The organism is Serratia symbiotica (assembly GCF_000821185.2).
GTDB lineage: Bacteria > Pseudomonadota > Gammaproteobacteria > Enterobacterales > Enterobacteriaceae > Serratia > Serratia symbiotica.
In genome coordinates this window covers 1769988-1783940 of the sequence record NZ_CP050855.1, presented here as the reverse complement: position 1 = coordinate 1783940, position 13953 = coordinate 1769988, and the positions used below count along the sequence as shown (strand labels likewise).

Genomic DNA, 13953 nt, shown 5'->3' with positions numbered 1-13953 from the left:
TACCACTCATCCTTAACTCAAGCTGACGTGCTAGCCGGTCTGTGGAACAATACGCCATCATTTCGTTTAGATAAGAGTCAAATGTCGCTCTCCTGTGCAATTAAACATCAGATCGGGCAGTGGTACAAAGCTTTGCAGCAGCAAATACCGGATTTTATTTCCCGTACTTCCCAGCGCCAGATGATCGCCGAAGTGGCGAAAACTCTGGCCGGTGATTCTCCGCGCCATCTGGCGATCGAAGCGCCGACGGGTGTTGGCAAAACGCTGTCATATTTGATCCCTGGCATCGCCGTGGGGCGGGCGGAGGGCAAGCCGCTGGTGGTCAGCACGGCTAATGTGGCGTTGCAAGATCAGATCTACAGCAAAGACTTGCCGCTGCTGAAAAAGATCATCCCCGATTTGAAGTTCACTGGGGCCTTTGGGCGCGGGCGTTACCTGTGCCCACGCAACCTGGCGGCGATAAGTTCTGATACCCGGGAGCAAGGCGATTTGCCGCTGTTTCTCGACGACGAACGGGGATCTTCCAGTGGAGCAGAGTTGGCATTGTGCCAGAAGCTGGGCAAGGCGTTCAGCTGCTGCGAATGGGATGGACTGCGTGATCACTATTCCCTATCGATCGATGATCCCCTGTGGGCCAGGTTGAGCACCGATAAAGCCAATTGCCTAGGGCGCAACTGCCATTATATCCGCGAATGCCCGTTTTATATCGCCCGTAAAGAGATTGAGAGCGCCGATGTAGTGGTAACCAACCATGCTCTGGTGATGGCGGCATTGGAAACTGAGTCGGTGTTGCCGAACCCGAAAGCGCTGCTGCTGGTGCTGGATGAAGGGCATCACCTGCCTGATGTGGCGCGCGATGCGTTGGAGATTAGCGGTGAAATCACTGCGCTGTCGGCCAACCTGCAACTGGATATGCTGGTGCGTCAGGTCGAACAGTGTATGAGCCAGTATCGGCCGAAAAACCCGCCAGGGCTGGCCAATAGCGCGCGACTCAACCACCACTGTGAGACGTTGCGCGAGCAGGTGCAACTCTTCGAGCGCCAGGTCAGCGCCTATCTGCCCAGCGACAGCGTGGTGGCCGAGCACCGTTTCGAGATGGGGGCATTGCCAACGGAAATGATGGAAAACTGTGTGCGCTTGTTCAATCTCACCGATGCCCTACGCGGGCTGACAGGGTTTGTGCTGAACGCGCTCACCGAACAGACTGGCAAGCACGACATCATCGCTTTGCAGCGTTCAGTTATTCAGCTAAGCCGTACCCTGGGTTATCTGGAGGCGATGAGCAAATTGTGGCACCTGGCAGCACTGGATAACTGTTCTAATGCGCCAATCTCCAAATGGGTGACGCGTGATCAGCGCGATAATGTGAGCCATCTTTACTTGCACTGCGTTGGCATCCGCGTCAGCGAGCAGTTGGAAAAACTGCTGTGGCGCAAGGTGCCGCATGTGGTGATCACCTCGGCAACGCTGCGTTCGCTAAACAGCTTTGCGCGGTTACAGGAAATGAGTGGTCTGAACGAGCAGGCAGGCGATCGCTTTATGACGTTGGCATCGCCGTTTAACCATGTTGCACAGGGCAAGATCATTATCCCGCAAATGCGTTTTGAACCGGTAATTGCCACCGAGGCGCAGCACTTGGAAGAGATGGCGCGCTTTTTCCGCGCCGAGCAGGCCAGCGGTCAGCACCAGGGCATGCTGATCCTGTTCAGTAGCCACCGGGCGATGCAGACTTTTCTCGGCTACGTGACCGATCTGCGCCTAACGTTGCTGGTACAGGGCGATCAGCCGCGTTACCGCCTGGTGGAAGAGCACTGCAAACGGGTGGAAAAGGGGATCGCCAGCGTGTTGGTCGGCTTACAGTCGTTTGCCGAAGGGCTGGATCTGAAAGGTGAGTTACTGACTCAGGTGCATATTCACAAAATAGCCTTCCCGCCGATCGACAGCCCGGTGATCGTTACCGAGGCCGAATGGCTGAAATCGCTGAAGCGCTATCCGTTTGAAGTACAGAGCCTGCCGAGCGCCTCGTTTAACCTGATCCAGCAGGTGGGCCGCCTGATCCGCAGCAACCAATGCCACGGCGAGATAGTGATCTATGATCGCCGGTTGTTGACCAAAGGCTATGGCGCAAGGTTGTTGGCGGCGCTACCGGTGTTCCCTATTGAGCAGCGTGCGCTGCCGGAAGCTGACAAAGCATATTTGGCGGCGTTGAAATCTGCCGCAGCAGCGGCGCAGAAAGAGAAAAAACGCCGCCACAAGCGTTAGGTGACCTAAACAAAATGATGGGCGCAAAATCGCCCATCATTGAGAGGGATAAATCAGGAAACGTGCTGGAGGAACTCCTGTAAACGCACGCTGGGTGGATGATTGATCAAATCGTGGGGATGACCGTCCTGCGCAATTCGTCCTTGGTCGATGAAGATCAGACGCGATGCCACTTTTTCGGCAAAGCCGATTTCGTGGGTGACGATCACCATGGTCATGCCTTCTTCTGCCAGATCCTGCATAACCTTCAGCACTTCATGGCGTAGTTCTGGGTCGAGCGCGGAGGTTGGTTCATCAAACAGCATCATTTTCGGCTTTACCGCCAGTGCGCGGGCGATCGCCACGCGCTGCTGTTGTCCACCGGACAACTCAGATGGGTAATGATGGGCTCGTTCGGCCAAACCTACTTTGGCCAACAGCTCACGTGCCAACTTTTCTGCTGCTGACTTCTTCAAACGGCGTACGCGGATCGGGCCGAAGGCGACGTTTTCCAACGCTGTCAAGTGAGGGAACAGGTAGAACTGCTGGAACACCATGCCGGCTTCTTGGCGGATCAGACGATCGTCCACCTTGGGATCGTTAGCCTTCAGGCCATCGACGATCAGCTCACCGCTGGTGATCGCTTCCAACTTATTGATGCAACGCAGCAGAGTGGATTTGCCGGAGCCGGAAGGCCCAATAATCACCACCACTTCGCCCTGGTTAATCTTCAGATCGATATCATGCAGCACCTGGGTTGAACCAAAGTGCTTGGAGACGTTGTTAAATTCAATCACAGGATTTTCATCCTTCTTTCCAGACGCCGCAGCACGAAGCTCAGCACCAAAGTAATAATCAGATAAATAACTGCCACAGCGCTCCAAATTTCCAGTGCGCGGAAGTTACCGGCAATAATTTCCTGACCTTGACGGGTCAGTTCCGCTACGCCGATCACGATGAACAGCGAGGTGTCTTTAATGCTGATGATCCATTGGTTGCCCAGCGGTGGCAGCATGCGGCGTAACGCCAGTGGCATAATGATGTAGCGGATGGTTTCACACCGCGATAGGCCGAGTGCCAGACCGGCTTCACGGAAGCCGTTATGGATCGACAACACCGCGCCACGGGTAATTTCCGCAATATAGGCCCCGGAGTTGATCATGATGGTGACCACTGCGGCGCTGAACGGATCGATGCGCAAATCGCTAAAGGCCATCGGCAGGGCAAAGTAGATGAACATCACTTGTACTACGATCGGCGTGCCACGGATTATCTCGATAAATACCAAGGCGATATGGTTGACAATCCAACCGCCGTAGGTGCGGGCAATGCCGGCGACAAGACCAATAATCAGCCCACCAATCAGACCGAGGGCCGAAATCCACAAGGTCATTTTTGCGCCTTCTAACAGAATGGGGATGGTGGGCCAGATGGCGCTCCAATCGAACTGCATGGTAATTCTCCCGGTGAACTCACAACATAAAGATCAGACGCAACAAAACTCAGGGGTTAAGTGATTCCCCCCTGGGTTTAAGTGAATATTGCTACTGTCTGAATTACTTAGGCTCAATACCGAACCATTTTTTGTAGATTTTGTTGTAGGTGCCGTTGTCGCGCAGGGTTTTCAGCGCGCCGTTCACCTTTATACGCAACTCATCGTTACCCTTCGGAAAGGCGATGCCATACTGCTGAGCTTCCAGCGAGTCGCCCACGGTTTTAAACCTACCAGCACCTGCGGTCTTGATGAAGTACAAGATGTTGGGCGTATCGTGCAGCACGGCATCAGCGCGCTTGGTGCCTAATTCCATATAGGCGTTGTCGATGTTAGGGAACTGACGTAGATGCGTGGTGTTGATGTGTTGCTTGGCGTAGTCCACCGAACCGGTGCCGCTTTTTACCGCGACCACTTTGCCGTTCAGATCGTCGATACCTTTTACCGTGGTGTTGTCGGCGTTGACCATGACCAGCAGACCGCTGGTGTAGTAGCCATCAGAGAACTCGACAGCTTTCTTGCGTTCGTCGGTAATGGTGATGCCAGCCAGAGCTAGATCAATGTTCTTGGTTTGCAGGGCAGGGATGATACCGCCGAAGTCCATGGGTTTCAGGGTGTAATTTAGCTTCAGCTCTTTTGCCACCGCCGCCCATAGATCGATATCGAACCCTACATAATGCTCGCCCTGCTTGAATTCAAAGGGAACGAAGGCGGTATCGACAGCGACAACCAGTTTATCTACTGCGTGAGAACTTACGGCAAAGGCTAGGGAAAGTGCAGCCAATAAGAGATTAAATACTGATTTCATATGAAGAATTCCTGTACAGGTTGCGGGTTACCCATTTTTTATAATGCAGTCGTTGCTATGAAAAAAGCGTGCCATGTCTGCAAATTTTATAAAAACAATAGGTTATAACCAAAAAAGAGGCCTGAGAGGCAGACTGTTATTTTTATGCACCAAAGCAAGGCGCTAAAATGAGGCGTTAGGTCTTATTTTGGTGCGCTGGGTTATCATTAACAGAGAATGGGGTGTGAAACAATCAATTGATAACATTTTTGTTTCAATATTGATAACTGGATATAACTTTTTCACCATCCATGAGTGGGGCTGGTGCACTGAGGAGGAAAACGGGGTAACGCTGATACACCAAATGATCGTGGTGCATCAATTCATTTGTTGCCGCATTAGCTAACGGTACGGCACGGGTATCAAAGGTTACGGAGACCGCGATGGAACTTCAGGCTAGAGACGTTGCCGACACACCACATAGTTTGTGCCGGTGTCGCTTTGGCGGTAGACATCACCCTCGCCCAAGGAAACGTAATAGTGCTGGCCGCTACTAGCCTGCTCTGACGTCCAATGGTTTAGGCCAACAAAATCAGACCCAGAATAACCACTAATAAACCCCCATTCACTCCAAAGCGCGCCTAGCGTGCCACGGGTGCCATCATCATGGCTGGCATTCCCGTTCAGTTGTTCCACCGTAGGCTGGCTGTAGCCGGTCTGGTTACTACAATATGCAGCGGCGTTAGACCAGGTCATTTTCGTACCATCGTTGCTGATATACCAGTCCTTTAGTGTGAAGGTGTAAGTAATTTCCGTACCCGCTCCGTTCTTCGGTGTACCTGTAATGGTGACTTTGTCTCCTGTGGCTTTACCCGTGAAGGTGACCTCGCCGTTGCGCACTGATATCCATGAAGCATTGGATGCCCAGATATAATCTGACGCGTTGCCGTTGCTCAGTTCAAGGGTGAAGGTCGCCTTTTCAAACCCGGTGGTTGGGAAGCCCTCATCAGGTTTGAAGATATAGCTGTTCACGGAGATATCTTTTATCGCGGCTGGTTCGCTGATGGCGTAGGCTGCTGATTCATCCGCGCTATTCCAGTCCGGGAGTTGCAGCGTGGCTTTCAGGGCGCTGCCCGCCTGTTGCGCGGTATAGGTGCGGGTGTAGATGCCGTTTCCGGCGTCTGTCCAGGCCGTGGCCTTGGCGGCGGCATTGGCTACCTGCACCCGGTCATCGGTCAGGGCAGAGGCCTGGCCGCTGACCGGGTTACCCTGCGCATCCTTGAGCGTCACTGTCAGCACCATCTCGCTGCCTGCCAGGTAGCTGTCCTGGTCACGCGCGATGGCCGAGTTGGCCTGCGCGGCTTCCCCGGCGCTGATGGTATAGGCTGCTGATTCATCGGCACTATTCCAGTCCGGGAGTTGCAGCCTGGCTTTCAGGTTAGTACCGGCCTGTTGCGCGGTATAGGTGCGGGTGTAGGTGCCGTTTCCGGCGTCTGTCCAGGCTTCCGCCTTGGCCGTCGCATTGGCTACCTGCACACGGTCATTGGTCAGGGCCGCCGACTGGCCACTGACCGGGTTACCCTGCTCATCCTTGAGCGTCACCGTCAGCATCATCTCGCTGCCCGCCAGGTAGCTGTCCTGGTCACGCGTGATGGCCGAGTTGGCCTGGGTGGCTTCCCCGGCGCTGATGGCGTAGGTGGCCGATTCATCCGCGCTATTCCAGTCCGGGAGTTGCAGCGTGGCTTTCAGGGCGCTGCCCGCCTGTTGCGCGGTATAGGTGCGGGTGTAGATGCCGTTTCCGACATCTGTCCAGGCCGTGGCCTTGGCCGTCGCATGGGCCACCTGCACGCTGTCATTGGTCAGGGCAGAGGCCTGGCCGCTGACCGGGTTACCCTGTGCATCCTTGAGCGTCACCGTCACCATCATCTCGTCGTCAGCCAGGTAGCTGTCTTTATCACGCGTGATGGCCGAGTTGGCCTGGGTGGCTGCTCCGGCACCGATGGTGTAGGCGGGCGAGCTATTGGCACCGCGCCAATCGTTGAGTTGCAGCCTGGCTTTCAGGTTAGTACCGACCTGTTGCGCGGTATAGGTGCGGGTGTAGATGCCGTTCCCGGCGTCTTTCCAGGCCGTGGCCTTGGCCGTCGCATGGGCTACCTGTACGCGGTCATTGGTCAGGGCAGAGGCCTGGCCGCTGACCGGGTTACCCTGCGCATCCTTGAGCGTCACTGTCACCATCATCTCGCGGCCAGCCACGTAGCTGTCCTGATCACGCGTGATGGCCGAGTTTTCCTGCGCGGCATGACTTTCAGTGATCACTGGGGCCAGTACCGTGACCCTGATTTCGCTGCGCTCTGTGCGATTCCCCCGGGTGTCCACTGCTACGCCACTCAACAGGTAGGTGTTTATCTCTCGCCCCACTTTCTGGTACGGCGGCAGTACTACGCTGTAATCTACGCCGACCTGCACGATTTTACCGCCTGAAGCCAGCAGTGTCGGTGCCGTCCATTCAATGTGTGCCAGACCGTATTTGCTGGTCACCGATACGCCCAGCGACTTTTGCTCGCCCGTGTAGCCGCTTACCTGTTCTGCCGTTTGCAGGTGTATCACCTGCTGCTGATGGTACTCCAGGAGGATATTGTTGTTACGTGCCACCAGGTCGTAGCGGCTGCCTGCCAGGCTGCGCATCGCTGCCACCGCCTCTGGATTGAGCTGCTGATGCCAAGGCACGCCCAATTGATAGTGCAGCTCAACACCCAGATGAGTGTCGCTTTTGCCGTGCTGTCCCTGACGCTGTTCCGCACTGAAGGTGATGAGAGGAACTGGGGTATAGTCCAACCCGGTTGTGAGGGTGTGGGGGTTGTGCTGCCGGGTCTCCTTTCCAAACAGTGCCACTTCTTTACCGTAATACTGCTGATACGCCAGTTTCACGCCAAGCTGAGGCAGTGAGGGTAGCCAAGCCTGCGCATGCACGTCCCAGCCGTTGGCAGGACGAACTTCATAGTCTTCCACATCCGGTGAATCCTTCCAGCCTGTCAGACGTCTATAGCTGTTGGCATTCAGCTTCAGGAAATCACGCCAGTATTCTACGCCAATGCCTGCCCGTGCGTGTTCTTGGGATAAATCATAATCACCAAAGACATTGCCGCCCAGCATGTAGCCGGGTGAAAAGTGGCGGAATCCCACCCCGATATTTGACTGGGTTCGGTCATCAGTGCGGTGCAGGCTGCCTTGGGTAAAAACCAGCCTATCCTTTTGTTCGTACAAAGGAACAAGCAGGTCAAATTGTGAGTTTTTCAGGGAAAAGTTTTTGTCGGTATCAAGCTGCACGCGAGCAGTACCAAACTGGTTCAGCCATTGCTGGGTCTTGCCGCTGACCACACTATTTACTGTTCCTCTGGCTCTGTTTGCTGCGGTGTCCCCCGTCGGATTATTGGACAGGAAATCCCCCATTTGTGAGGCCAGACTCGCTATTTTCTGCAACTGCCCATCATCACGTTGTTCCGCCGCTTTAGAGATGGCTGCATCATTCCATATGATTTCGGGAAGCGGTGCCAGCGGCACATCCAGCTCATCACCAGGTTGTAGATGCTCAAACCCGTGCGCAAAGGTGCGAAACTGATTAAGTTTGCGCAGCTCCTCCAATGTCATGTGATATTTTTGAGCCAGTAATGCGCTATTTTCGCCGCTGGAGAGGATATGCACCTGCGTTTGCAAAGATGTATCCGCTGGCTTTTTCAGGAAAGGGTTATCGCTGCCAACCTCTGACCCATTCAGGGTGCCCGTAGCGGCCAAAGGAAAATTAAACTGCGTTACAATAAGCAGCCATACAAACAGTTTTGTACGAAACGAGACAGCGTTGGGTAACATTGCTTTTATAAAGCCTTTTCTCAAAAAAACTCTTCCGCTAAAGTCAGGATAGCATCTATTGAAAACCGGACAGCCTTTCAGGCATTTTTATTAGTATCATTGAGTTGAAATGAGATCCTCCCAATCAAAAAAGTGGCTTTAACGGCATGGGCAGAATGCTGAAAATTGTTTGCTACAGGGTTATTTGCGCTTTAAAAATTCACGCTACGAAGGATAACTTTTTCACCTGTGGTTCACGCTGATACGACATTTTCCATGAGCTTCGGGTAATCAACAGCAATCCGCGTATAGACAGGCTCCTGTGGCAGACTTCGCTGTGTTTGTAAGATGTATACATGCAAGCAATTTACTGAACTTAATCGTAAAATATCTTCCTGATTGATATAAAGGGTTAATAACCTGTGAGAGTGATTCTCTCAATAAATCTATTCTAGTGTAGAACACACACAAGATTATGGTTGTGAATTTTGGCACGTTTCATTTTTCCCAACGTACTGCTGAATGCACAGGAGCGATAGTTTCGTGGCAATCAGCATGTCGCCAAATACCCTCTGTTACTTCGCGGTGCAGTGGATACCTTGGTACAAAAAAAGCTGAGCGAACTTTCACCGAGGGTTGAATAGCCACTGATTACGGATCGGTTTAGGCAACGGGATTTTGTCTGTTTATGTTTAGGGCATATTTGGGCGGCCAGTGACACACAGCAGATTGATCGGGATCAGTGCCTATCGCTTTTAAGTTATATCGAATTGATTATGCCTACCGCAGCAACTGTTCAGGTAATAAAGCTAATGTTGCTATTGTTTGTTCGGCTTTACTCGTCGAAAAGTGCTATAACTGGCATCAATATGAACGGTTCACGGTGGACGGCAAACTCAGGGCGTGATATCCGCCAACGTCGTTGTGCCAAATTTTTGACCTTTATCGCAGTAGCTAGCACCACTGGCGGGGTGGAACCAATAAACTATTAATATTTTTCTAATGCGATGATGTTGCCGCTGGTGCACTAAGGAGGGAAATGGACACTGATGTGCCGGTAATATTACCGTAACTGGCTGTCTTTACTGCCGCGCCGGTTATATAAGCTACTGGCAGTCTGCTTTTTAATCTGACAGGACAGGCAGTAGCGCACGCCTGTGGGATCTCTTCGCCGCATTCCTGACAAACACGTTCACTCTCGCCGCCCCCCAACGCATCGCGTGCACGTTGCACCGCATCATCAACGGTAGAATCAATTTGATCCTGTACGGCACCGTCCGGCCCCCAGCCGCTCGCCATTGTGACCTCTCTTCATCTTACCGTCGTCTCTGGGTTTTAACCTACTGGTGTGATGACTTTCTATACAACGCAACTGCGACGCAAGAAAAGCAGGCTGGGGCAAAGCTCGCAGCCTGTCATCGGTGTTGCGCCAAAAAGCGTTTATTCAATATTTGATTCGATAAACCACAGGAATTTGTCCAGATCGCGTGATGCGGCGGTGAACATGTCAGCGGTGTCTTCATCTGCCACTTGGCTAACCGCTTGGCGAATGTCGTTTGCTACCGCGCCGTAACGGTCGGCCAGCGCTTTCAGGTGATCCTGTACGCTGTGGATATGGGTTGGGTAACTTTGCAACGGTGTTTGGTTATTCACCACCTGTACCGTACCTAACGCTACACCGCCCAACTGCACTACGCGTTCAGCAAAGTTATCCTGATGCTCTATAATGGCGGCGCGGAAGTCATCCAGCATTTCATGAACCGCGATAAAGTTGGCGCCACGCATGTTCCAGTGCGCTTGTTTGGTGATCAGCGACAAGTCGATGAATTGCACCACCTGATGATTCAGAGCATCAATGGCGTCCAGTTTGGTTTTGTCGTCCAGATCATTGCGGGTGTACAGCAGATCAGAAGATTTCGTTTTCACCAGTTTAGCGGTACTCATATTTGATATCCTCGTAATTAGTCATCGTCCTATTCGGTTACCTAAATCATTATAGCAGCGTTAATTATTCTTGCAGAGTGATACGGGCTATTGGATAAATAGGATTGGCCGAATGAAAAATCACTAACCCAAACTGCATAGTTATCACTTTTTTCGCATTAAATTGCGTTAAATAAAACATTTATAGGGATAGATGAAATAATTGAAATTTCTATTTCAATTATTTAGCGACATAAATAATGAGATGGTAGGCGCTGTTCACGTTGCCCCTATTATGTTCAGGAGAGATTTTCGGCCAGGGGGCTAGACCTTATCGTTAATGTGGCACCCATTGAGGCGGCGATGATCGCCGCCAGTGCCAGCCATTGCGTATTGGTCAGGTGTTCGTTGAGGAACAGCATACCGGAAAATGCCGCCATTGCTGGTTCAAGGCTCATCAGTGTGCCGAAGGTGCGCGCCGGGATTTTCGGCAGCGCAATGATTTCAAGCGAATAAGGCAGCGCGGTGGAGAGGAGAGCTACCGCTAGTGCGCTGGGTAAAATGTCGAGGTTCAGTAATGCGCTGCCAGTTTGCCACACGCCTATCGGGCAAAAAATCACGGCGGCAATCAACGAGCCGACTGCGACAGAGCCTGGGCCGAGATCGCCGCCCGCTTTCTGGCCAAAGATGATATAAACCGCCCAAAAGGCCCCAGCGCCTAGCGCACAGGTGGCACCAAACGGATCGATGTGGCCCATGTTATGGCCCAGCGGGAGTAGGAACCACAGGCCAGTTATCGCTAACACGACCCACAAAAAGTCGATCGGTCTGCGCGATGAGAACATAGCGACCACCAGGGGGCCGGTGAATTCCAATGCTACGGCAATGCCGAGTGGCAAGGTGCGCAGCGACAGATAAAACAGGTAATTCATCGAGCCTAGCGCCAGGCCGTAAATCAGCAGGGGCAAACGGCTACCAGCAGCAAAGCGCATCCGCCAGGGCCGGAAGATGATAAACAAAATGAGTGTGCCAAAGCCCAGCCGCAGCGTGGTGATGCCTTCGGCCCCAACCAGCGGGAACAGACTTTTGGCTAACGAGGCACCGCTCTGGATAGATACCATGGCGACGATTAACAAGCAGATGGGCAACAGCGTGGATGCTGTTTTGCCGGATACAGATAAAGACATCTTTATAGACCTTATTAATTATGTGCCATGCCACAGCCATGGGAAGAGGGTCAACATTGCGGGTGCGAGCAGTATAAATGAAATGAGGTTAATCTGTCTGGCAAAAGGGAACGTACCGGTGAGATTTTGCCGTAGGATGGCTTATCGTTAGCAAGTTATGATCAAAGAGTGCACTTTTTTTAAGGATTACCTAGATATTTAATGGGTAATTTGTGTCACAGAAAAACCTAAAATACAGCCGAAAATAGAGCGAAAATAATAGGATATACTAAACCTGTAACTTTCTGTTACAGGATATAAAGTGTTAGACATCTAATTCAAGGCAGAGTTTCACGCTATTTTTGTTATAATTTTAGGGCATGAATTAATAGATGTACTTAAAATAAAACGCGTTTGAGGTGGTTATGAAAAAAAATGCATGTTTTTCCGCAGTAGTAGCTTGCCTATTTGCCGTGAGCGCAGGTAACGCATTTGCTGGTCAGAGCACCGTCTCCGCTGGCTATGCGCAGGGTGATCTCCAAGGCGTTGCTAATAAAGCCGATGGTTTTAACCTGAAGTACCGTTATGAGTTCGACGACAGCCTGCTGGGCGTGATCGGTTCCTTTACTCATGTGGAAAAGAACCGTTCCCAAAGCGGTTACTACCATAAATCCCAGTATCACTCCCTCACTGCCGGTCCCGCATACCGCTTCAATGATTGGGCGAGTCTCTACGGTGTGATTGGTGTTAGCTACGGCAAAAACATCGACAACGCTCAAAACGGTAACCACCACAGCAGCAACAGCGATTATGGCTTCACCTATGGTGCTGGCTTGCAGTTCAACCCAATTCAGGACATTGTTCTGGATGTGGGTTACGAGCAGAGCCGTATTCGCAGTGTTGATGTTGGCATCTGGAATGTCGGCGTAGGCTACCGCTTCTAAGATTTCTCCACGCTTGGCGTGAGCCTGTGGTGTAGGTTGTCGCACCAGATAAAAATCCGCCTTGGTGAAGTGAACCCCATATATTGGACACTTTGCCTCAACTGGCGGCTGATATGGCCTGAGTTCGATATTGTACCGGACTCAGGCCGTTCAGTTTTACCTTGATTCGCTCGTTGTAGTAGTGGAGGTATTCTTCCACTGCGTCTCTCAGATGTTCCGTGTTTTCTTACTCTTCGTGATACCAGACATTCTGTCTTTAAACAGACCAAAAAAATTTTCTATCACGGCATTATCCAGACAATTCCCTCTACGTGACATGCTTTGCTTTATGTCTTTCGCTTTCAACGTTTCCTGATACCGGGCCATCTGATACTGCCAGCCCTGATCAGCGTGAAGAACCCGTTCGCCGCCCGGTTTCAGGGTTTTTAGGGCATCACTAAGCCTATCTTCGACCAGACTCATTCCCGGATGCGTCGTCATATTCCAGGCTATTATCTCGCTGTTGTACAGATCCAGCGCCAGCGACAGATACAGCTCTTCCCCTTTTATCTTAAACTCGGTAACGTCCGTGACCCATTTCTGGTTTGGGCCGTTGGCCTTAAAGTTCCGCGCTAAGATGTTTGGCGCCACTTTGCCGTAGGTGCCTTTATATGACTGATATTTCTTGCTTCTCAGGCATCCCATCTTACGCATCAGCTTTCGAACTGTTTTATGATTTATGCCATAGCCTTCATTCCGTAATGCCAGAGTCATACGCCGGTAACCGTATCGCCCTTTATGGTGATGGAACAACGCAACTATTCTGTGTTGTTCCTCCTCATAACGGCCACTACGGTCACCTGACTTTAGGTGTCAGTGATAGGTAATACGGGATAATCCGGCAATATGAAGTCACATTTTCAGCTTATGGCTTTGCCTTAATTCGGTGATTATTTTCGCTTTATCTTCTGTTTTTCCCGAATCAAGGCATGAAGCTTTTTTAGGTAGGCATTCTCGGCCCGCAGCTATTCCAGCTCTTCCTCAGTACTAGGGAACTCTGGACGGGTATTGTTATGTTCTTTATCTGACGTATTGTTCTTCCCTGACTTCACCGGGTGCCCTCTGCGTTAGTCACGTAGGGCGATGATACCGCCTTCACGATAAAGACGCTCCCATTTGCTGACGGTACAGGCTACAGCGATACAAAACTTCGTAGCAGCTTTCCGGGATGACGGGTTGTGTTCCTGCATCCAGCGAACAACGGACTCTTTAAACTCGGTAGAGTAAGCTCTGGTTGGAATGGTAAAGTCGTTCACGCCATTCACTTTCCAGTGTTCAGTCCAGCGCCGGACTGCACCGTGGTTGACGCCAAACAACCAGGCTGTTTTTTCGCACCGTCATCGCTGTTCAGGTAGTGATGAACAACTTGCTGCTTGCATTCAAAAGAGTATTTTTTCTGCCCATTGAAACGCAAAACCCTTAATCGTTGGATGTCCAACTTTCGGGGTTCACTTCATTCCGGGCGGTTTTTGGCTTGCTTTCCCTTCTTCTGCTTCTTTAGCGCTATGGCGAAAG

The 13953-nt window shown here is 51.7% G+C and carries 8 protein-coding genes and 2 pseudogenes; 2 read left to right on the top strand and 8 right to left on the bottom strand.

What is annotated here, in order from left to right:
• The first annotated feature begins 81 nt into the window (after nucleotides 1-81).
• On the top strand, nucleotides 82-2262 hold the full coding sequence (gene dinG, locus SYMBAF_RS08835; protein WP_040264972.1) for an ATP-dependent DNA helicase DinG: 2181 nt from the start codon (nucleotides 82-84) through the stop codon (nucleotides 2260-2262).
• Nucleotides 2263-2315: 53 nt separating this feature from the next.
• Here the strand turns inward: dinG and glnQ are convergent, their stop codons facing one another.
• The 7 genes and pseudogenes from glnQ to rhtA all read right to left on the bottom strand — a co-directional run bounded on the left by glnQ (nucleotide 2316) and on the right by rhtA (nucleotide 11476).
• Nucleotides 2316-3038: a glutamine ABC transporter ATP-binding protein GlnQ gene (gene glnQ / locus SYMBAF_RS08830; protein WP_040264973.1), complete on the bottom strand. Its 723-nt coding sequence runs from the start codon at nucleotides 3036-3038 to the stop codon at nucleotides 2316-2318.
• Complete coding sequence (gene glnP / locus SYMBAF_RS08825; protein WP_040264974.1) at nucleotides 3035-3694, bottom strand: glutamine ABC transporter permease GlnP; 660 nt, start codon at nucleotides 3692-3694, stop codon at nucleotides 3035-3037. The genes glnQ and glnP overlap by 4 nt, the downstream gene beginning before the upstream one ends.
• 103 nt (nucleotides 3695-3797) lie before the next feature.
• Nucleotides 3798-4541, bottom strand: a complete 744-nt coding sequence (glnH, locus tag SYMBAF_RS08820) for a glutamine ABC transporter substrate-binding protein GlnH (protein ID WP_040264975.1) — start codon at nucleotides 4539-4541, stop codon at nucleotides 3798-3800.
• 435 nt (nucleotides 4542-4976) lie between these two features.
• Entirely contained in the window at nucleotides 4977-8234 is a 3258-nt protein-coding gene (locus SYMBAF_RS08815; RefSeq protein WP_160289792.1) for an inverse autotransporter beta domain-containing protein, read from the bottom strand.
• Between the two features lie 1195 nt (nucleotides 8235-9429).
• Nucleotides 9430-9665, bottom strand: a pseudogene (locus SYMBAF_RS08810) (DksA/TraR family C4-type zinc finger protein).
• A gap of 141 nt (nucleotides 9666-9806) precedes the next feature.
• Entirely contained in the window at nucleotides 9807-10310 is a 504-nt protein-coding gene (gene dps, locus SYMBAF_RS08805; RefSeq protein ID WP_040264976.1) for a DNA starvation/stationary phase protection protein Dps, read from the bottom strand.
• Between the two features lie 278 nt (nucleotides 10311-10588).
• Nucleotides 10589-11476, bottom strand: a complete 888-nt coding sequence (rhtA, locus tag SYMBAF_RS08800; protein WP_040264977.1) for a threonine/homoserine exporter RhtA — start codon at nucleotides 11474-11476, stop codon at nucleotides 10589-10591.
• 404 nt (nucleotides 11477-11880) lie between these two features.
• Between rhtA and ompX the strand changes: the two genes are divergently transcribed.
• Nucleotides 11881-12399: an outer membrane protein OmpX gene (ompX, locus tag SYMBAF_RS08795; RefSeq protein WP_040264978.1), complete on the top strand. Its 519-nt coding sequence runs from the start codon at nucleotides 11881-11883 to the stop codon at nucleotides 12397-12399.
• A 97-nt stretch (nucleotides 12400-12496) separates the two neighbouring features.
• Here ompX and SYMBAF_RS08790 read toward each other — a convergent pair.
• A pseudogene (locus SYMBAF_RS08790) lies at nucleotides 12497-13852 on the bottom strand (IS3 family transposase).
• Nucleotides 13853-13953: the final 101 nt, after the last annotated feature.